Consider the following 20727-nt stretch of genomic DNA (forward strand, 5'->3'; position numbering starts at 1 on the left):
TCCGTGCGGACGTCAGTCCGGCTGCCGGCTGAGCTCGCGCCACACCGGTGCCGGACAGCGTCCCTGGGGCCGGGACTTGAGGAACATCCGGTAGTCGACCCGGCGCGGCGGGAGCCCGGCCTCCACCCAGTGGGGGCGGCCGGAGACCTTGTCCCAGCCGTCGTTCGGCATCCGGACGTAATCGGAGCGCCCGTCCTTGTCCTTGCTGGTGATCTGGGCGACCTCCGCATGGTCCGCGTGGGCGGCCAGCACCACGCAGTAGTGGCGCAGCTGCCGCGCGGGATCCTCCCGCAGCGGCACCATCGCCAGCCAGATCTCCCCCGGGGCCGGCCGGTGGACGCGCACGGTGGCGACCGTGCTCGGGCCGCCGCCGCCGCGGGAGTTGTCCCACCAGCGGACGGCTGCGACGAAGCCGAGCGCCACCAGCCCGGCGGCCATGCTCTCGGCCGTCGCCCGCACGTTCCACAGGGGCTGGTCCCCGACCTGGCCCTCCGTCCACCACAGCGCAGCGGCGACCAGCGCCAGCAGGGCCGCAGCCCTGGCCGGGACCAGCCACCACACGAACGGCCGGCGCCGGCCGGCGAACAGCGCCAGGACCAGGGCCACCACGACCGGAATGGCATAGACGATCAGGTACTGCCCGGCCCCCCGCAGCTCCTGCGGCGGCGTCTGCTCCGCCATCAGGTCGGGCAGCGCCAGCGGCACCGCCAGCAGGTACCCCACGGTGGGCAGGACGAACAGGAAGAGAAGCAGCGCGGCGCAGCCGATGCCGCCGCAGGACGTGTCGGAACGACGTGCCACAGAACCCCCCAAAGACAACCGGCGCTGAACGCTAGCGCAGGGCCCACTCCTCGGGCAGCGGTTCCAGGAGATTCCGGGCACGGGCGACCGCGGATACGGGTCCGCCCCGGCCGGGCACGGGGCCGGCCGGGGCGGAGCACGTCACGCGTGGATCACAGGTGTCAGCCGAGGATGGCCAGCGCCTGGTTGAAGGTCGCGGACGGGCGCATGATCGCCGCGGCCATGGTGGCGTCGGGCTGGTAGTACCCGCCGATGTCGGCCGGGGAGCCCTGCACCGCGATGAGCTCGCCGACGATGGTCTGCTCCTGCTCGCCCAGCGTCTTGGCGAGCGCCTCGAAGGAGGCGGCGAGCTCGGCGTCGTCGGTCTGCCTGGCCAGCTCCTGCGCCCAGTACAGGGCGAGGTAGAAGTGGCTGCCGCGGTTGTCGATGCCGCCCAGCTTGCGGCTCGGCGACTTGTCCTCGTTGAGGAAGCTGCCGGTCGCGCGGTCCAGGGTGTCGGCCAGCACCTGGGCGCGGGCGTTGCCGGTGGTGGTGGCGAGGTGCTCGAAGGAGACGGCCAGCGCGAGGAACTCGCCGAGCGAGTCCCAGCGCAGGTAGTTCTCCTTGACCAGCTGCTGGACGTGCTTCGGGGCGGAGCCGCCGGCGCCCGTCTCGAAGAGGCCGCCGCCGTTCATCAGCGGGACCACCGACAGCATCTTGGCGCTGGTGCCCAGCTCCAGGATCGGGAAGAGGTCGGTCAGGTAGTCGCGCAGCACGTTGCCGGTCACCGAGATGGTGTCCTCGCCGCGGCGGATGCGCTCCAGGGAGAAGGCGGTGGCCTCGACCGGGGAGAGGATCTTGATGGTCAGACCCTCGGTGTCGTGGTCGGCCAGGTACGTCTTCACCTTGGCGATCAGCTGCGCGTCGTGCGCGCGGCCCTCGTCCAGCCAGAAGACGGCCGGGACGCCGGTGGCGCGGGCGCGGGTGACGGCGAGCTTGACCCAGTCCTGGATCGGGGCGTCCTTGGTCTGGCAGGCGCGGAAGATGTCACCGGCGGCGACCTCCTGCTCCAGGACCGTGGCACCCGCGGCGTCGACGACGCGGACGGTGCCCGCGGTCGCGATCTCGAAGGTCTTGTCGTGGCTGCCGTACTCCTCGGCCTTCTGGGCCATGAGGCCGACGTTCGGCACCGAGCCCATCGTGGACGGGTCGTACGCGCCGTGCGCGCGGCAGTCGTCGACGACGACCTGGTAGACGCCGGCGTAGCTGCTGTCCGGGAGGACGGCGAGGGTGTCGGCCTCGGCGCCGTCCGGGCCCCACATGTGACCGGAGGTGCGGATCATGGCCGGCATCGAGGCGTCGACGATGACGTCGGACGGCACGTGCAGGTTGGTGATGCCCTTGTCCGAGTCGACCATCGCGAGGGCCGGGCCCTCGGCGATCTCGGCGTCGAAGGAGGCCTTGATCGCGTCGCCGTCGGGCAGGGCGCCCAGGCCGTTCAGGATGGTGCCGAGGCCGTCGTTCGGGGACAGGCCGGCGGCGGCCAGGGTCTCGCCGTAGCGGGCGAAGGTCTTCGGGAAGAAGGCGCGGACCACGTGGCCGAAGATGATCGGGTCGGAGACCTTCATCATCGTGGCCTTGAGGTGCACGGAGAACAGGACGTCCTCGGCCTTGGCGCGCTCGATCTGGTCGTTCAGGAAGGTGCGCAGCGCGTCGACGTGCAGGACGGACGCGTCCACGACCTCGCCCGCGAGGACGGGTACGGACTCACGCAGGACGGTGGTGGCGCCGTCGGCCGCGACGTGCTCGATGCGGAGCGTGCCGGCCTCGGCCATGACGGCCGACTTCTCGGTGGAGCGGAAGTCGTTCTCGCCCATGGTGGCGACGTTCGTCTTCGACTCGGAGGACCAGGCGCCCATGCGGTGCGGGTGGGCCTTGGCGTAGTTCTTGACCGAGGCGGGGGCGCGGCGGTCGGAGTTGCCCTCGCGCAGGACCGGGTTGACGGCGCTGCCCTTGATCTTGTCGTAGCGGGCGCGGATTTCGCGCTCCTCGTCGGACTTCGGGTCGTCCGGGTAGTCCGGGAGGGCGTAGCCCTGGCCCTGGAGCTCGGCGACCGCGGCCTTGAGCTGCGGGATCGAGGCCGAGACGTTGGGCAGCTTGATGATGTTCGCTTCGGGGGTCTTCGCCAGCTCGCCCAGCTCGGCGAGGGCGTCGGCGATCCGCTGGCTCTCCTCGAGGTGCTCGGGGAAGCTGGCGATGATCCGACCGGCCAGGGAGATGTCACGGGTCTCGACATTCACACCGGCCGTCGACGCGTATGCCTGGATCACAGGCAGGAACGAATACGTCGCGAGGGCCGGGGCCTCGTCAGTGTGCGTGTAGATGATGGTCGAGTCAGTCACCGGATGCTCCGCTCCACAGTCTGCGTCTCTCGTCTGCAACATTGCTCGACATCAAGATATCTCGTGATCGGCCCGGTCTGGACAGCCCCCTGCCACGAGCCGAGGGAGACGCGAGTCACGTGGGCCCCCGGGGACGGCGAAAGCGCCGCCCGCAGCTGTTTCCAGCCGCGGCGGCGCTCAGGCACTACGGGCTACGGGCCTGGTCAGGCGGCGTAGGCCTTCGGGTCCGCGCCGTACTCGTTCGGCTGCGGCTGACCCGCGGTGGCCGTCAGGACGAGCAGCCAGATGCCGCCGATGACCGGGACGAAGGTGATGAAGTACCACCAGCCGGACTTGCCGAGGTCGTGCAGGCGGCGGACGAGGACCGCCAGGCTCGGCAGGAAGGTGCCGAGCGTGTAGATGACGGTGAGCAGCGGCAGCGTGCCCAGCACGAAGTCGAGGATCACCAGGGCGATGATGATGGCCGACTGGATGAGGGAGAACATCCAGTACTCCTGGCGGCGGGCGCGGCCGGAGAAGTCTGCGTACTTCTTCAGAACGTCGGTGTAGTGGTTCACGGGGTCCCCCCAGAGGACGGAAGTGCGGCCCGTCCTGCTGGAGCAAGCCGGGGCAGAACTTATGCCCCCCTTACACCGGGGTCAAGCCACTTCCCTGGGGCCCAAATTCGGCCACACGGCACGATATCCGGCACCGGATGACCGGTGACCGTGGTGCGGAGCGGCGCCGTGTCCGGGGAAGTCCGGAACGTCCCCATCACACGCCTGCTTCGCACCACGGAACCCGCGTTGATCGGTGTCCACATCGTTACCGCACGGCGACGCCGCGGCCCGGCCGCGCTCGCGTCAGCCGATGTGGAAGGAGTCCCCGTACACCTTCCAGTCCAGGGGGGTGTTGAGGTTCAGGTTGCCCTTCTTCAGGAAGACCCTCTGCGCGGTGTCGACGCGGCTGGTGTCGCTGTGCGCCTCCTCCTGCTTCATCGCCCAGACCCGGGCGTCGAGGAAGGCATTGAGCCACGCGGTCTCGCTGCCGCCCTGGGCCGGGGGCTTGGCCTTGGACAGGGCGCGCTTGCGGATGTTGCGGAAGCTGGTGGAGTCGCCTCCGTCGCCGTGCATGACGATGGCGTCGTAGTACATGAACTGGCCGAGGGTGCCGACCCCGTCGGACTTGCCCTGCTTGACCGCCGGGTTGAAGTAGACCCGGTCGCGCTCGTGGTCCTGGGCCTTCCTGAACTCGGCGTCCTGGGCCGCCTTCGCCCAGTCCCTGGTGAAGTTGGGGTCGAGGCCGGCGTGCGAGTCGGTGCCGTCGACCTCGCGCAGGGCGGGGAGGTACTTCGCGAGGACGTTGCCCGGCTTGACCTGGGTGTAGTACTCGACGAGGTCGAGCATGTCGCCGGTACCGGAACAGAAGCCGATGATGCCGGCCGTGTAGCCGCGCTCGTCACCTATGTCCTCGATGTACTTGTACTGCGCCTTCCAGTCCAGCGAGGAGTTCTCCGCGCTGGAGACGATCTTCATGGCGATTTCCTTCTTCGCCGGATCGTCGAGCCCGACGGCGGCCGCCGCCTGCACCTTCGCGGAGGTGGCGCCGGTGTCGACGGCGGTGGCCTGAGCCGCTACCGGAACGGCGAGGAGCGCGCTGCCGAGCAGGGCGCCGATCACCAGTGTCTTGCGATGGGGGGTGAACACAAGGCCTCCATGGGGGAGTTGAGGCATTCCCAGTTTCGTTAAGAAACTTTACTACCAGACATGACGGCATCTCAAGACCCGAGAGCTCCCCCACTCGGGCCGTCAACTCCCGTTTCGCGTCAGGCCATTCGCGCCGGCTCAGAGCCAGCCGTTGCGCCGGAAGCCCCGGTGGATGACGAAGCAGGCGACCGCCATGACACCGAGCACGAGCGGGTACCCGTACGTCCAGCGCAGCTCGGGCATGTGGTCGAAGTTCATGCCGTAGACCCCGCAGACCATGGTCGGCACGGCGACGATCGCCGCCCACGCCGTGATCTTGCGCATGTCCTCGTTCTGCGCGACGGTCACCTGCGCCAGGTGCGCCTGGAGGATCGAGTCGAGCAGGTTGTCGTAGGCGCCGATCTGCTCGGTGGCCCGGGTCAGGTGGTCGGCCACGTCCCGGAAGTACGCGCGGATCTCCGGCGGGATCACCGGTATCGGCTGGGTCGCCAGCTGCTCGAGCGGACGGCTCAGCGGCGCCACCGCCCGCCGGAGCTCGAGGAGTTCGCGCTTGAGCTGGTAGATCCGGCCGGCGTCGCCGCGCCCGCCCGCCTCGCTGAACACCGCGGTCTCGACGGCGTCTATGTCGTTCTGCACCGCGTCCGTGACGGCCACGTAGTCGTCGACCACGTGGTCGGCCATGGCGTGCAGAACGGCCGCCGGGCCCTTGGCCAGCTGCTCCGGGGACGCCTCCAGCTCCTCGCGGACCGGGCCGAGCGTGCCGCGGCCGCCGTGCCGGATGGTGATGACGAAGTCCTCGCCGGTGAAGGCCATCAGCTCACCCGTCTCCACCACCTCACTCGTCGAGGTCAGTTCCTCGTGCTCGACGTAGCGCACGGTCTTGAAGACGGAGAACAGCGTGCTGTCGTACCGCTCCACCTTGGGGCGCTGGTGCGCGTTCACCGCGTCCTCGACGGCGAGCGGGTGCAGGCCGAACAGCTCGGCGAGCCCGGCGAGCTCCGACTCCGACGGTTCGTGCAGGCCGATCCAGACGAAGCCGCAGCCCGCCTTGCGGACCCGGCGCAGCGCCTCCTCCACCTCCGCGCAGCCGTCCTGGCGCACGCCGTCCTGGTAGACCACGCAGTTGACCACGGCGCTGCCGAGCGGGGAACGGGCCGGGTGACTGAGGTCGACGGCCCGCCGGTAGCTGCGGCGCACGACCCGGCGGAGGTTGCTGAACATGGACAACGACGTGCTCCTCTTTCGGCTGATCACCGGCCAGTCTGCCATCGCACCGCGCGGCCGCCGGCGCCCCGGGGGCGGGACGGGGCCGGGACAGGTGCGGTACGGGATGCCATGGGACGGGACGGGACCGGCCTCAGGTCCGGTCGATGAACACGCTGGTCGACTTCACCCGCGCCGTGGCCCGCGCACCCACCTCCAGTCCGAGCTCCTCCACCGCCTCCCGCGTGAGCAGCGACACGATGCGGTGCGGCCCGGCCTGGATCTCCACCTGCGCGTCGACCGTGCCCAGCCGCACCCCGGTGACGATCCCCGGGAAGGCGTTGCGCGCCGAGGTGTACGGGGCCTCCTCGCCGTCGCCGCTCTCCTGCGCGACCGCCACGCAGAACGCGGCCAGGTCCGGCCCGTCGACCATGCGCCGCGTGCCGTCCCGGCGCGTGGGGAACCGCTCGGCGTCCGCCCAGCGCCGCGCCGTGTCGACGCTCACGCCGAGCAGCCGCGCCGCCTGGCCGATCGTGTAGGACTCCATGGTCCGCAGCTTATGGCGTGCCCGCCGGAGGCTTGCGGAGCGCCTCCCCGGCCGCATCCGCGACCAGCCGCGCCACCAGCGAGAGCGCCGGCGAGTCCAGCTTCCACTGCTGCCAGTACAGGGGCACGTCCATGGGCCGGCGCGGCGCGAGCAGCACCAGCCGGCCCGTGCGCACCAGGGGCCTGGCCTGCTGCTCCGGCACCAGCCCCCACCCCAGCCCCGCGACCACCGCGTCGCGGAAGCCCTCCGATGTCGGTACGAGGTGCCGCACCGGCCCCGCCCCGGACCCTGCCTGGGAACCCGCCCGTGACCCGCCCCGCGCCCCCGTCAGCGACCGTACGAAGACGTCCTGGAGTTCGTCCTTGCGGTCGAAGACGATCGTCGGCGCCCGCCGCAGATCCCGCTCCAGCGCCCCCGTGAGATGCCGGGCCACGAAGTCCGGGCTCGCCACCGGCAGGTACCGCGCCAGCCCCAGCATCCGTACGCTGCACCCGGCCACCGGGTCCGGCGAGGAGGTCACCGCCGCCATCACCTGGCCCTCCCGCAGCAGCGCGGTCGTGTGCGACTCGTCCTCGCGGTGCAACTCGACACAGACCGGCGGGTCCTGCGGCACCCGGCTCAGCACCGGCAGGAACCAGGTCGCGAGCGAGTCGGCGTTCACCGCGATCGGCAGCCGCACCGGGCCCATCCCCTCGGCCATCCCCAGCTCGGCCCGCGCGTCCCGCTCCAGCCGGGCCAGCTGCCGGGCGAAGCGGATCACCACCTCCCCGGAGTCCGTCGCCCGCACCGGCTTCGTCCGCATCAGCAGTACCCGCCCGGTCCGCTGTTCCAGGGCCTTGACCCGCTGGCTGACCGCGGACGGCGTCACGTGCAGGGCGGCCGCCGCCGCGTCGAAGGTGCCCTCGTCCACCACGGCCAGCAGGGTCCGTACCTGGTCAAGGGGAAGTTCGTCCATCACGAGCGCTAATGCTACGTAAAAATCTTTAGCTGTACTGAACCATCGCCGCTGCCTACGGTCGAAGACATGACACACGGCATCATCACGGCGGCCCTCGCAGGTTTCGGCACCGGACTCTCCCTCATCGTCGCCATCGGCGCCCAGAACGCCTTCGTCCTGCGCCAGGGCGCGCGCCGCCACGCGGTCCTCGCCGTGGTCGCCATCTGTGCCGTGTCCGACGCGCTCCTGATCGCCCTCGGCGTCGCCGGAGTCGGTGCCTTCGTCACCGCCTGGCCCGCCGCCCTGACGGTGGTCGGGCTGGCCGGGGGCGGGTTCCTGATCTGCTACGGGGTCCTCGCCGCCCGCCGGGTGCTGCGCCCCGTACCGGGCGCCGCCCTCAGCGCGGAGGGGGCCGCCACCGGGTCCGGCCGCCGGGCCGTACTGACCTGCCTGGCCATGACCTGGCTCAACCCGCACGTCTACCTGGACACCGTCCTGCTCCTCGGCTCCCTCGCCGCCGACCGGGGCGACCTGCGCTGGGCCTTCGGCATCGGAGCCGTTCTGGCCAGCCTGACCTGGTTCGGGACCCTGGGCTACGGCGCCCGACTGCTGAGCGGACTGCTGGCCCGCCCCGCCGCGTGGCGGGTGCTGGACGGCCTGGTCGCGGCGACCATGGTGACGATGGGCGGACTGCTGCTGGCCCGCGCCTGACCTCCGCCGTGCCCGCCGACCGACCACTGGAGCCCGCCGTGCCCGACCGCCCCTCCCCCGACGCGGTGCGGGCGTACTACGCCGCCCAGCCCTCCCCGCTCGTGGCCGCCACCGGGATCGTCATGGACACGCACGGGCGGGTCCTCGTACTGACCACCTCGTACAAGGCGGATCTGGAGCTCCCGGGCGGCACCGTCGAGGGCACCGAGACCCCGGAGGAAGGCCTGGCGCGCGAGCTGAAGGAGGAGCTGGACCTCAGCCTGCCGGTCGGCCGGCTGCTCGCTGTGGACTCCCGGCCGCCCGGCGAGCTCGGCCGCTCCCTGGTCGTGCACGTCCACCTCGTCGGCCCGCTGCGGCCGGAGGAGGCCGCCGCGATCTCCTTCCCGGACGGCGAGATCAGCGAGGCGCGCTGGCTCCCTCCGGAGGAGGCCTGCGCGGCCCTGCCCGCCCGGATCGCACCCCGGCTGCGCGCCGCCCTGGCCGCCCTGCACACCGGCTCCCTGGCCCACCTGGCCGACGGCGTGCCCCAGCCCGGCTCTCCCGCGGGCCTGGACCCGGCCGACCGCAACGCCCTGGAACACGCGGGCGCCCTCGACGCCGCCGGTCACCGCGCCAGCCGTCCCAAGGCCACGACCGCGGCGGGCGTGCTGTTCACCGACTCCGGCGGCCGGATCCTGCTGGTGCGCCCCGCGTACGGAAACACCCACCGCTGGCAGCTGCCCGGCGGCGGCATCGACAGCGACCTCGGCGAGACCCCGCGCGCCGCCGCCCGGCGGGAGGTCCGCGAGGAGATCGGCCTCGACCTCGCCCCCGGACGCCTCCTGGCCGTCGACTGGTCCCACAAACCGGGCCGCCTGGCCCGCGTCCGCTTCCTCTACGACGGCGGCGTCCTCGACGCACCCGCCCTGGCCCGCATCCGCCTGGACCCCACCGAACTCCTCGCCTGGCGCACGGCCACCCGCGCGGAACTCCGCGACCTGGTCAAACCCTCCCTCCGCCGCCGCATCAAGGCCGCCCTCACCGCCCGCACCACGCACACGGGCCCCCTGGAACTCCACGCGGGCCGCCCCGCCGACGGGTGAGCGCGGTGCGCCGGGTCAGGGCCCCAGCGTTGCGGGTGTGGGGCCGTCGGGGCGGACGGTGATGCTGTAGGCGGCCTTGGCCGGGGTGGACCGGAACCGCGGGGTATGGGCGGGCAGCAGGTGCTCGAGGAGGACGGTCGACTCCCGGAGGGCGAACTGCAGGCCCAGGCAGGCCCGGGGGCCGATGCCGAACGGGAGGTAGCTCCCCGGGTGGGCGGGGCGTCGTCCGGGGGTGGTGAAGCGTCCCGGATCGAACCGCCCGGGGTCTTCCCAGAGTCCGGGGTCCCGGTGCGTGAGGTAGGGGCAGACCAGCACGTCGGTGCCGGCTTCCACCTCGTATCCGGCGAGGATGTCGTCCTCCGTCGCGCAGCGCGGCAGTATCCAGGCGGACGGGTAGAAGCGCAGCGTTTCGTGGACGAGCGCCTGGACGGCCTGCCGCCGCTGGGCTGAGCCCTCGGCGCCCGCGGCCAGGGCCTGCTCCCTTGCCTGCGGGTTCCGGTCCAGCAGGAGGTAGAGCCAGGTCAGGGTGGTGGCGGTGGTCTCGTGACCGGCGACCAGCAGCGTGACCAGCTCGTCGCGGATCAGCCGGTCGGTGTACTCGGGGCGCGTTCCGGCCGCCTCGAGCAGGACGTGCAGCAGGCCCGGTCCGTCGGGTCCGGCCTCGCCGTCGCGGGCGGCGGCGATGGCGTGGCTCGCCACGGCGTCGATCCTGGCCAGCTCGGCGGCAACGGCCCCTTGGGCGGCGACGCCGTCGGCAGGCAGGCTGGGCAGCGCGGCCACCACGGCCTGTACGGAGGCCAGTTCACGCTCCGTACCGGGGTCGAGGCGATGTCCGGTCAGGGACCGCCAGATGGTGTCCAGGGCGAAGCGGCGCATCTCGTCACCGACATCGAAGACCTCCCCGGTGCGGGCGTACCCGGCCCAGCGCGCCGCGGTGGTCCGGGCGCCCTCGGTGATCCGCTGCTCGTAGCGGCGCATTCCCCGGCCGGTGAACTGCGACTGCAGCAGCCGCCGTTGCCGCTGCCAGGCCTCGCCCGTCGCCGCCAGGACCCCGTCGCCGATCAGCACTCGGGCACGGTGCGACCGCTTCACGTACCGGCCGGGATGGAGCGCGAGCACGTGCTGCACGGCCTGGGGATCGGTGACCAGGACCGTCGGGACGGCCGGGCTCGGACCGAGCCGGAACGCGGCCACGCCGCCGAGCCGTTCGCGTGCCTGGGCGAAGAGGTCGATGAGTTCCCCTCCCCCGGTCCGCCACTGCGCGACGAGGGCGGGATCCAGCTCGGGGACCCGGCGGCCTGCCGGGGACTGGCTCGGGAGGGAACCGGGACGGGCATGGGTGGCCACGGGTCTGCTCCTGTTCGGCGGCTGTACACCGGCACGGACCGGGTGCGGGCATCACGCACTGTAGGGGAGCGCGCGCGGTCGGCGACAGCCCGCCTCACCCTCACGGCACCATGGCCCGTCTTTGGCCGAACTCCTGCAAAATCCGACTGCCGTTCGGCTGGTGTACCCGGAACCGTCACGTCAGGCTCCCTCTTCGGCCCCCCGGACGCGTTGTCCTGGGGGCGCTCAACCGCCCCTCAACCCTCAGAGGTCGATCCCGCCATGGCAGAACTCAACCGCCGCCGCTTCCTGCAGCTCGCCGGTGGCGCCACCGCCCTGACGATGCTCAACGACAGCATCGCGCGCGCCGCCGCCATCCCCGCGCAGGGGACCACCGGCACCATCGCCGACGTCGAGCACGTCGTCGTGCTCATGCAGGAGAACCGGTCCTTCGACCACTACTACGGCGCGCTGCGCGGTGTCCGCGGGTTCGGCGACCCGCGCCCGGTGACCCTGCCCAGCGGCAAGTCCGTCTGGCACCAGTCCGACGGCACGAAGGAGACGCTGCCCTTCCGGCCGCCGTCCGAGGACCTCGGCATGGAGTTCCTCCAGGGCCTCAACCACGACTGGGCGGGCGGCCAGAGCGCCTTCAACAAGGGCAAGTACGACAATTGGGTGCCCGCCAAGACGGCCACCACCATGGCCTACCTGACGCGGGACGACATCCCGTTCCACTACGCCCTCGCCGACGCGTTCACCATCTGCGACGCGTACCACTGCTCGTTCATCGGCTCCACCGACCCCAACCGCTACTACCTGTGGTCGGGCCACACCGGCAACGACGGCAAGGGCGGCGGCCCGGTCCTCAACAACGCCGAGGCCGGCTACGACTGGACCACCTACCCCGAGCGGCTCGAGACGGCCGGGGTTTCCTGGAAGGTCTACCAGGACATCGGTGACGGCCTCGACGCCGCCGGCTCCTGGGGCTGGATCAACGACGCCTACCGCGGCAACTACGGCGACAACTCCCTCCTCTACTTCAACAACTACCGCAACGCCCAGCCCGGCAACCCGCTCTTCGACAAGGCCCGCACCGGCACGAACGCCAAGGCCGGCGAGGGCTACTTCGACAAGCTGCGCGCCGACGTGGCCGCCGGCACCCTGCCCCAGGTCTCCTGGATCGCCGCCCCCGAGGCGTTCAGCGAGCACTCCAACTGGCCCTCCAACTACGGCGCCTGGTACATCGCGCAGGTGCTGGACGCCCTCACCTCCAACCCGGACGTGTGGGCGCGTACCGCGCTGTTCATCACCTACGACGAGAACGACGGCTTCTTCGACCACGTCGTCCCGCCGTACGCCCCCGCGAGCGCCGCGCAGGGCCTGTCGACCACGTCCACCGCCCTGGACGTCTTCCCCGGCAAGGCGGGCTACGTCGCCGGACCGTACGGCCTGGGCCCGCGCGTGCCGATGCTCGTGGTCTCCCCGTGGAGCACGGGCGGCTACTCCTGCTCCGAGACCTTCGACCACACCTCCGTCATCCGCTTCATGGAGCAGCGGTTCGGGGTGCACGAGCCCAACATCTCGCCCTGGCGCCGCGCCGTCTGCGGCGACCTCACCTCCGCCTTCGACTTCGGCCGCAAGGACACCAGCGCGGTGGAACTGCCCGACACCGGCGCCTGGGAACCGCAGGACCGGGAGCGCCATCCCGATTTCAGGGCTCCTGCCCCGGCCGTCGGCTCCATGCCGCGTCAGGAGAAGGGCCTGCGTCCCACCCGTCCGCTGAAGTACGCCCCGTACGTGGACGGCGCGGCGCTGACCGACGAGGGCAAGTTCCGGCTGACCTTCAGCGGCGGCCCGGACCTGGGCGCGCAGTTCTACGTCACCTCCGGCAACCGCACCGACGCCCCATGGACTTACACCACCGAGGCGGGCAAGTCGATCGCGGACGCCTGGAACACCCGCTACTCGGCCGGGGTCACCGACCTGACCGTGCACGGCCCCAACGGCTTCCTGCGCGGCTTCCGCAACCCCGGCACCACCCCCGGCCCCGAGGTCACCGCCCGCCAGAACTCCGCCACCGGGAACCTGGACCTCACCCTCACCAACGCCGGAGCTTCGACCGCCACGCTCACCGTCACCAACGCCTACGGCGGCGGACCGAAGCGCCTCACCGTCGCCAAGGGCGCCACGGTCACCCACAGCGTGCCGCTGAAGAACACCCGGCGCTGGTACGACGTGACGGTCACCGCATCCGGCGCCCCGGACTTCCTGCGCCGTTTCGCGGGCAAGGTCGAGACGGGCGCGGCCGGCCTGTCGGACCCGGCGATCCTGACGGAGCAGTCCTCCTGACGCCGCGTTGAAACGATCGAGGGGCCGTTCCGGATCACTCCGGAGCGGCCCTTTGGTCTGCTCCTCCCGGATGGAGAGCGCTTCCCTCCGGGTGCGGATACGGCCAATTGGAGGGGCGCGCTCCGACCGCGAGGGCGCCGGTCGTCCAAAAGCGCGCGGGGCCTGCCCTGGACCGCGATCCGGAGGAGCTTTTGTGCGCCGGTGTCGCACAACGATCGCTCGGGCGTCACACGGTCGTCACACCGCCATCGTCGCCCCATCGAACTCGGCGGCCTCTGGATGGCCTGATGTCATGCGACTCAATCCCCCACACCCGTCGCGCCGTTGATCACGTCTCCCCCACCTCACATACTGCGCTGACCGGCGGCGGGCGCCTTTGCGTCCCTGGCTGCCAATGACCACTCGACTTCATCCCAAGCTCCTGGGGGAGACTTGCGCGCACACGTGCAGAGAGCACGCGGCTTCGCCGTCGCAGCGGCCACTTCGGTGGCCCTCGTGGCAGGCATGACCGGCCCCGCGGCGGCCATCGCCGCGTCCACGACGACCACGACGGCCACACCGGACACCCCACGTTTCGACGGCAACCAGCGGATCCAGCTCATCACGGGCGACCGTGTGGTCGTCGGCGCCAAGGGCCAGATGGTGGGCTTCGAGTCCGCCAAGGGCCGTGAGCGCATACCCGTACAGGTGCAGCGCACCAAGGACCACACGCTGGTGGTGCCCAGCGACGCGCAACGCCTCATCGCCGCAGGCAAGTTGGACCAGCGTCTCTTCGACGTCAACGAGCTCACCAACCCGCTGCTGCGCGAGAGCCACCGGGACGGGCTCAAGCTGATCGTGCAGTACGACGAGGGTGCCGGTGCCGCACGGGCCGAGGTGCGTTCCGCCGGTGAAACCGAGCTGCGGCGCACGTTCCCCAGCATCAACGCCGATGCCATCCGTACGTCGCAGGACGACGTGACCAAGGTGTGGGAGGCGCTGACCGACCACCAGACGAGCGGCATGCGCGCCACCGCCTCCGGCATCGGCAAGGTGTGGCTGGACGGGGTGCGCCGAGCGAGCCTGGACCGCAGCGTCAAGCAGATCGGCGCCGACCAGGCGTGGGAGGCCGGATACGACGGCAAGGGCGTCAAGATCGCCGTCCTCGACACCGGCGTCGACAAGACCCACGACGACCTCAGGACCCAGGTCGTCGGCGAGAAGAATTTCTCCGCCTCTCCCGACACCGCGGACCGTGTCGGACACGGCACACACGTCGCCTCGATCGCCGCCGGTACCGGCGCCAAGTCGGGCGGCAGGTACAAGGGGGTCGCCCCCGGCGCCACGGTCATCAGCGGCAAGGTGCTGAACGACAACGGATACGGGGACGACTCCGGCATCATCGCGGGCATGGAGTGGGCCGCCTCCGAGGGCGCGGACGTGATCAACCTCAGCCTCGGCAGCCCGGACTCCCCCGGCGTCGACCCGATGGAGGCGACGGTCGACAGGCTGTCCGCCGAGAAGGGGATCCTGTTCGCCATCGCGGCGGGCAACGCGGGCGAGGGCGGCGACTCGACGGTGGGCTCGCCGGGCAGCGCGGACGCCGCGCTGACCGTCGGCGCCGTCGACAAGGACGACAAGCTGGCGCCCTTCTCCAGCATCGGCCCGCGCACCGGCGACGGCACCGTCAAGCCGGACGTGACCGCGCCCGGCGTCGCCATCGCCGCGGCGGCCGCCGCCGGCAGCGCGATCGACATCCGCCCCGGTACACCTCACCCGGCCCCCGGCTACCTGCAGATCGACGGCACCTCCATGGCCACCCCGCACGTGGCGGGCGCGGCGGCGATCCTGAAGCAGCAGCATCCGGGCTGGAAGTCGGCCGAGCTCAAGGGCGCGCTGACCGCGTCCGCCAAGGGCGGCGACTACACCGTCTTCCAGCAGGGCTCGGGCCGCATCCAGGTCGACAGGGCGCTGGCCCAGAGCGTGATCGCCGATCCGGTCTCGCTGAGCTTCGGCGTCGCACAGTGGCCGCACACCGACGACCAGCCCCTCACCAAGAAGGTCGGTTACCGCAACCTCGGGACCAGCGACGTCACCCTTGACCTGTCGGTGTCCACGCTGGACCCGGCGGGCAAGCCGGCCCCGGCCGGGTTCTTCTCGCTCGGCGCGACCAAGGTGACCGTGCCCGCCGGCGGCAGGGCCGAAGTCGACCTGACCGCCGACACCAGGATCGGCGACGCGGACGGCACCTACTCGGGCTACGTCACCGCCACCGGCGCGGGCCAGTCCGTACGCACGGCCGCGGCGGCCGTCCGCGAGGCGGAGTCCTACGACCTCACGCTCAGGGCCATCGACCGCGACGGCACCGACGCCCGGAACTTCTCCAGCGACCTGATCGGCTTCGCCGGGCCCGGCAAGGGCTTCCAGGCCCGCATCGACAACGAGCCGGGCACGCACAAGATCCGTGTGCCCAAGGGCTCGTACATGCTCAACACGGCCGTCTACCAGGACCCGTCGGACCTCACCAAGGGCACCGACTGGCTAGCCCAGCCGAAGCTGGAGATGTCCGGCGACACCACGGTCACCTCCGACGCGCGCACCGCCAAGCCGGTGGACATCACCGTGCCCGGCCTCGACAAGGCGGACTTCGGCGGGGTGTACTACCAGCGCGCGACCGATACCGGCCATGTCGGCAACGGCTGGGTCCTCAGCGGTTTCACCGGCTTCCGCACCGCCCACATGGGTCCGGCCGTCACCGACGGCTCTCTCCTGCAGACCTGGGACGCGCACTTCCTCAAAGACGCCACCACGCAGTACTCGGTGGCCTTCGGCGGCAAGACGCAGAACGTCGCGACCGGCTACACCAAGCACGTGAAGGCGAACGAGCTGGCGACGCTCAAGGTGGGTGTCGGTGCCTCGGCTCCCGGGAAGACCACTCTCACCTCCCCGTTCGCCCATCTGCCGGGTGCGCCGGAGGGCAACGGGTTCTCGGCGCCGCAGGCGACGCCGGGAACGCGCACCTTCCACGTCTCCGTTGCCGACGGCGTCAAGTGGCTGACCAAGTCCGATCAGCTGGGCGAGCCCGACGAGCGGGGCTACCCGGCCTTCGACGGCGCCTACGAGATGGCCGAGCCGAAGCGCTACGAGGCCGGCAAGACGTACCAGGAGACGTTCAACACCGGCGTCTTCGGCCCGCTTCTGGGCGAGAAGACGGGCGTCTTCCGCACCGCTCCCGACCCGGCCACGGGCGAACAGCAGCTCGTCGGCGCCCTGCCGCTGTTCGCCGACGGCAAGGGCCACATGGGGTTCTCGGCGTACACCTCGGCCACCTCGACGCTGTACCGCAACGGCGTCAAGGTCGGCGAGAACGACGACCCGCTGAGCGGCGAGAAGCCCTTCACGGTCGACTCCACCGACGCCGAGTACCGGCTGACGACCTCCGTCGAGCGCTCGGCGAAGGTCGCCGCGGCCTCCACCCGCATCGACACCAGCTTCACATTCCGCTCCAAGCAGGTCGCGGCCACCACGGCGCTGCCGGTGTCCACGGTCCGCTTCGCGGTGCCCGTCGACCTCGCCTCGCGCGCCCCGGGGGGCAAGCCGGTCGAGGTCCCGTTGACCGTGCAGGGCTCGGCGGCCGGGAAGAACCTCAAGTCGCTCACCGTCTCCGTGAGCTATGACGACGGGAAGACCTGGCAGCGCGTGAAGGTCGAGAACGGCAAGATCTCCGTACGGAACCCGGCGAAGGACAAGGCGATCTCGTTCCTCGCCGATGTCACGGACAAGCAGGGCAACAATTCGACGCTGACGATCCACAACGCGTACTACGGCAAGTGACGTCGCCCCGGTGACGAATCTCGCGTGACGACGATGTGCTGGAAAGCGTTCAAGGACGCTTTCCAGCATAGTCGTGTTGGCCCCGGGTGGCCGGCTCACAGTGGTGCTGTGTCAGGCGAGGACGTTGACGGCCCGGGCGATGACGAGTCCCAGGATGACCAGGGAGACGATGGACTGGAGCATCATGACGATCTTGGCCCAGGGGGCGAGTGGCATGGCGTCGGTAGGGCTCAATGCGGTGGAATTGGTGAATCCGAGGTAGAGGTAGTCGACGTAGCGGGGACGCCAGCGCAAGGCGTTCAGTTCGCCGGGGCTGAGCTGTTGGGGAAAGGCGAGTGCGGGGGTCGGGGGCATGTGGTGGGCCCGGGCGGCCGGCCCGCCGCTGTCGAGTTCGAAGTACAGCAGGGAGAAGGCGAGGATGGTGGAGGCCCAGACGCTGCCGCCGGCCAGCAGGAGGGCACTGGCGGAGTTGGTCTCGTTCCCGCCGTGGATGAGATCGTCGATCAGCCGGACCGTTGACCAGATGGCGCCGCACGCCAGCACGGCGACCAGGGCGATCGACGCTGCGCGCAACGCAGCAGAGCGGCGGCTGATCCGAACGGGGTCGCCCGAGATCAACGCCACCAGGAGCAGCCCTTCGGCGAGGGGAAGCGCCCATCGGGGCCCCAGACGCAAGTCGTCGGGCAGGAGCAGGGTCAGCACCGCGGAAACGATGACGGCTCCGGCCATCGGCCAGCGGGTCTCGTCGTACTCCGCCTGCTGCGGCTCCGGCTCGCGCGGATCGCTCGCAGGGTTCCTATCGGAAGGACTGTGTTCGGTCACGGCCGACTGCTGCCCGGGCTCGGTGGCGGCTCCCCGCTCGCTTGGACTCGAGGCCGGGGATCTTGGACCCCACCGTAGACCGAAGTGAATGGGGCGGCGCGACCGACACACCGGCAGGCCACCGGCCGCCGCTCAGAGCAGCGCCTCCAGCCTGATGGGCAGGTCCGTCAGACGTTTGCCGGTGGCGTTGAACACCGCGTTCCCGATGGCCGCCGGGACTCCCACGATGGTGATCTCCCCCAGCCCCTTGACCCCGATGGGATCCGCCAGGGGGTCCTCGGTGTCGATGAACGCGGCGTCCAGTTCGGGGACGTCGGCGTTGACCGGGACCAGGTAGTCGGCCAGGCCCGCGTTGACGATCCGGCCGTCACGGTGGTCCGTGACCGTGCCCTCCAGCAGGGCCATCCCGATCCCGCCCACCATCCCCCCGATGGCCTGGCTGTGGGCCAGTTTGGGGCTGACCACTCGGCCCACGTCGTAGGCCGCGAACATCCGGCGGATCCGGACGAGCCCGAGGAGCGGATCGACCGACACCTCGGCGAAGACGGCGCCGTAGCCGTAACTGGAGATCCTCTCGTCCGTGTCGCCGGGCCCCCATGTGGCGGTGGCCTCCAGGCCGGGCAGACCGGCGCGGCGAAGGATTTCGCGATAGCTGTCGCCGTTCCCCGGCGTAGGCTACGCCCGCCGGAGTTCGAGCACGGGAATGATGCGGATTCCGGCGGTCTGGCGTGCGTACTCGGCAAAGCCGGGATAACGCCGCGCTTGCTCGGCGTAGATGCGGTCGCGTTCGGCGCCGGCCAGTTCGCGGACGGTCACCTGGTAGGTCTCGGTGCCGCGTTCGACGGTGCCCTCACCGGCGGCGGTCAGGTTGCGGTACCAATCCGGGTTGTTGGGTGCTCCGCCCTTGGATGCGAAGACGTAGACGATGTCCGGCGCGGTGTCGTGCGGGAGGTACATCATCGGGCTGACGTGCTCCTGCCCGCTCTTGCGGCCGCGGTGATGGACGATGACCAGCGGAGCGCCCTCGAAGACCCCGCCGACCCTGCCCTCGTTCGCTCGGAACTCTGCGATGGTCTTCGCGTTCCGGTCGAGTGCTTCGCTCATGTCGAACTCCTGTCAGCCTGTGCCCAGCAGCAACACTTCGGGCACCTCCATCCCGACGGTGATGCCGCGTCAGCCGAGTGCGCGGTCCAGGTTGAAGGCGGCGCTGATCAGCGAGAGGTGGGTGAAGGCCTGGGGGAAGTTGCCGAGTTGTTCGCCAGTCGGGCCGATCTCCTCGGCGAACAGACCGAGGTGGTTGGCGTAGGTGAGCATCTTCTCGAAGGCGAGCCGGGCCTCCTCCAGCCGGCCTGCGCGGGCCAGCGCCTCCACGTACCAGAAGGAGCAGATCGAGAAGGTGCCCTCGGGGCCGTGCAGGCCGTCGGGGCTGGCGGTCGGGTCGTAGCGGTAGACCAGGGAGTCGGAGACCAGGTCCGTGGTGAGGGCGTCCAGGGTGGAGAGCCACTTGGGGTCGGTGGGCGAGATGAACTTGGCCATCGGCATCATCAGCAGCGAGGCGTCCAGCACGTGGTCGTCCAGCCCCTGGACGAACGCCCCTCGCTCGGCCGACCAGCCGCGCCGCATGATCTGCCGGTAGATCGCGTCCCGGGACTCCCGCCAGCGGGGCAGGTCCGCCGGCAGACCGCGGCGGTTCGCCATGCGCATCGCCCGCTCCAGTGCCACCCAGCACATCAGCCGTGAGTACACGTAGTTCCGCCGGCCCGCGCGGGTCTCCCAGATTCCCTCGTCGGGCTGGTCCCAGTGCTCGCACAGCCAGTCCACCACGGCACCGACCTCGTCCCAGCGGTCACTGCTGATCGGCTGCCCCCACTTGTCGTACAGGTAGATCGAGTCGATCAGCGCACCGTAGATGTCCAGCTGAAGCTGGCCGGTGGCGGCGTTGCCGACCCGGACCGGTGCGGAGCCGAGGTAGCCCTCCAGGTGCGGCAGCTCGTACTCGGGCAGCTCGCTGCGCCCGTCGATCCCGTACATGATCTGCAACGGACCGCTCTCCCCCGTGCCCCGCAGGATGCCCCGCTCGGAGAGGAACCCCATGAACGCCTCGGCCTCCGAGGTGAACCCCAGGCGCAGCATCGCGTAGACGCAGAAGGCGGCGTCGCGGACCCAGACGTAGCGGTAGTCCCAGTTGCGCTCGCCGCCGATCTGCTCGGGCAGGCTGGTGGTCGGTGCGGCGACGATCGCACCGGTCGGCGCGTAGGTGAGCAGCTTGAGCACCAGAGCGGATCGGTTCACCATCTCCCGCCACCGCCCGTGGTAGCGCGAACCGGCCAGCCAGTGACGCCAGAACCTGACCGTCGCCTCGGCCTGCTCCTGCGCCTCGGCACGCGGGCACGCCCGGGGCGGGACATCGTCGCCGATCTGGTCGAGGGCGAACACGTGGGACTCGCCCTCCAGGAGCTTGAAGTGCGACCACACGTCCAGGCCGTCGCTCTCCAGAGGTGCGGTGGCGTTCAGCGCGAGCGTCAGTGACGGCGATCGGAACACCGCCACGTGGCCTTCGAGGTGCGTGGTGTGCGCTTCGGCGCCGTAGCCGAAGCGGGGGGCGATCCGCGCCCTGAAGGGGAGGGTTCCGCGGACGCACATCACCCGCCGGATCAGCCGGTGCCGGGCCGCCTCGCGCGAGTCGTCGACCACGGGCATGAAGTCCTGTATCTCGGCCACGCCGTCCGCCGCGAAGAACCGCGTGATCAGGACGTTTGTGTCGGGGAAGTAGAACTGCCTGGTGCGTGTCTGGACGTCGGCGGCCAGCTCGAACGAGCCGCCCCGGTCGGCGTCGAGGATGGACCCGAAGACGCTGGGCGCGTCGAAGCGCGGGCAGCAGTACCAGTCGATGGTGCCGTTCGTACCGACCAGGGCGGCCGTACGGAGATCGCCGATCAGGCCGTGTTCGGGGATCGGTATGTAGCGGCCGCCGTCGGCCTGCTGGAAACCAGTCGTGTCGAACGCCATACCGGCCTCCCTGCCGCTGCGGCGGCGCGGGCCTGGAGATGAAGCCTTAGCTTTCATGCTA

At 70.8% G+C, this 20727-nt stretch carries 15 protein-coding genes and 1 pseudogene; 4 read left to right on the forward strand and 12 right to left on the reverse strand.

The features are described 5' to 3' along the window. Positions 1–12: 12 nt before the first annotated feature. The 7 genes from JIW86_RS09100 to JIW86_RS09130 all read right to left on the reverse strand — a co-directional run bounded on the left by JIW86_RS09100 (position 13) and on the right by JIW86_RS09130 (position 7572). Positions 13–801 (reverse strand): hypothetical protein, encoded by a 789-nt coding sequence (locus JIW86_RS09100; RefSeq protein WP_257553303.1) that lies wholly within the window; start codon positions 799–801, stop codon positions 13–15. Positions 802–962: 161 nt separating this feature from the next. Further along, a complete protein-coding gene (locus JIW86_RS09105; protein WP_257553304.1) occupies positions 963–3182 on the reverse strand; it encodes an NADP-dependent isocitrate dehydrogenase in 2220 nt (739 codons plus the stop codon). Between the two features lie 203 nt (positions 3183–3385). Next, positions 3386–3739, reverse strand: coding sequence for a DUF805 domain-containing protein (locus JIW86_RS09110; protein ID WP_257553305.1), 354 nt, complete (start codon positions 3737–3739; stop codon positions 3386–3388). 285 nt (positions 3740–4024) lie between these two features. Further along, positions 4025–4867 (reverse strand): chitosanase, encoded by an 843-nt coding sequence (locus tag JIW86_RS09115; protein WP_257553306.1) that lies wholly within the window; start codon positions 4865–4867, stop codon positions 4025–4027. Between the two features lie 138 nt (positions 4868–5005). After that, entirely contained in the window at positions 5006–6088 is a 1083-nt protein-coding gene (gene corA / locus JIW86_RS09120; protein WP_257553307.1) for a magnesium/cobalt transporter CorA, read from the reverse strand. A gap of 136 nt (positions 6089–6224) precedes the next feature. Beyond that, positions 6225–6617: a TOBE domain-containing protein gene (locus tag JIW86_RS09125; RefSeq protein ID WP_257553308.1), complete on the reverse strand. Its 393-nt coding sequence runs from the start codon at positions 6615–6617 to the stop codon at positions 6225–6227. A gap of 10 nt (positions 6618–6627) precedes the next feature. Continuing rightward, complete coding sequence (locus tag JIW86_RS09130) at positions 6628–7572, reverse strand: LysR family transcriptional regulator ArgP (RefSeq protein ID WP_257559268.1); 945 nt, start codon at positions 7570–7572, stop codon at positions 6628–6630. A 69-nt stretch (positions 7573–7641) separates the two neighbouring features. Here JIW86_RS09130 and JIW86_RS09135 point away from each other — a divergent pair, with 69 nt between their 5' ends. Together JIW86_RS09135 and JIW86_RS09140 are read left to right on the forward strand one after the other, a co-directional pair. Next, the gene (locus tag JIW86_RS09135) at positions 7642–8265 is read left to right on the forward strand and encodes a LysE/ArgO family amino acid transporter (protein WP_215146955.1); all 624 of its coding nucleotides are present in this window, start codon (positions 7642–7644) and stop codon (positions 8263–8265) included. A 38-nt stretch (positions 8266–8303) separates the two neighbouring features. Further along, on the forward strand, positions 8304–9347 hold the full coding sequence (locus tag JIW86_RS09140; protein WP_257553309.1) for an NUDIX domain-containing protein: 1044 nt from the start codon (positions 8304–8306) through the stop codon (positions 9345–9347). Positions 9348–9362: 15 nt separating this feature from the next. Here the strand turns inward: JIW86_RS09140 and JIW86_RS09145 are convergent, their stop codons facing one another. Next, on the reverse strand, positions 9363–10694 hold the full coding sequence (locus JIW86_RS09145) for a cytochrome P450 (protein ID WP_257553310.1): 1332 nt from the start codon (positions 10692–10694) through the stop codon (positions 9363–9365). 261 nt (positions 10695–10955) lie between these two features. Between JIW86_RS09145 and JIW86_RS09150 the strand changes: the two genes are divergently transcribed. After that, the gene (locus JIW86_RS09150; protein ID WP_257553311.1) at positions 10956–13022 is read left to right on the forward strand and encodes a phosphocholine-specific phospholipase C; all 2067 of its coding nucleotides are present in this window, start codon (positions 10956–10958) and stop codon (positions 13020–13022) included. 444 nt (positions 13023–13466) lie between these two features. Next, the gene (locus JIW86_RS09155; RefSeq protein WP_257553312.1) at positions 13467–16835 is read left to right on the forward strand and encodes a S8 family peptidase; all 3369 of its coding nucleotides are present in this window, start codon (positions 13467–13469) and stop codon (positions 16833–16835) included. A gap of 111 nt (positions 16836–16946) precedes the next feature. Here the strand turns inward: JIW86_RS09155 and JIW86_RS09160 are convergent, their stop codons facing one another. From JIW86_RS09160 to JIW86_RS09175, 4 genes and pseudogenes are all read right to left on the reverse strand, one after another. Next, positions 16947–17657, reverse strand: a complete 711-nt coding sequence (locus tag JIW86_RS09160; protein ID WP_257553313.1) for a hypothetical protein — start codon at positions 17655–17657, stop codon at positions 16947–16949. A 132-nt stretch (positions 17658–17789) separates the two neighbouring features. Beyond that, positions 17790–18326: pseudogene (locus JIW86_RS09165) on the reverse strand (molybdopterin cofactor-binding domain-containing protein); the annotation flags it as partial. A gap of 6 nt (positions 18327–18332) precedes the next feature. Continuing rightward, positions 18333–18761, reverse strand: a complete 429-nt coding sequence (locus JIW86_RS09170; protein ID WP_257553314.1) for a nitroreductase family deazaflavin-dependent oxidoreductase — start codon at positions 18759–18761, stop codon at positions 18333–18335. A 69-nt stretch (positions 18762–18830) separates the two neighbouring features. Next, positions 18831–20666: a glycoside hydrolase family 15 protein gene (locus tag JIW86_RS09175; protein ID WP_257553315.1), complete on the reverse strand. Its 1836-nt coding sequence runs from the start codon at positions 20664–20666 to the stop codon at positions 18831–18833. Between the last annotated feature and the right edge of the window lie 61 nt (positions 20667–20727).

The sequence above is a fragment of the Streptomyces sp. NBC_00162 genome (genome assembly GCF_024611995.1).
In the GTDB taxonomy this organism is placed as follows: domain Bacteria; phylum Actinomycetota; class Actinomycetes; order Streptomycetales; family Streptomycetaceae; genus Streptomyces.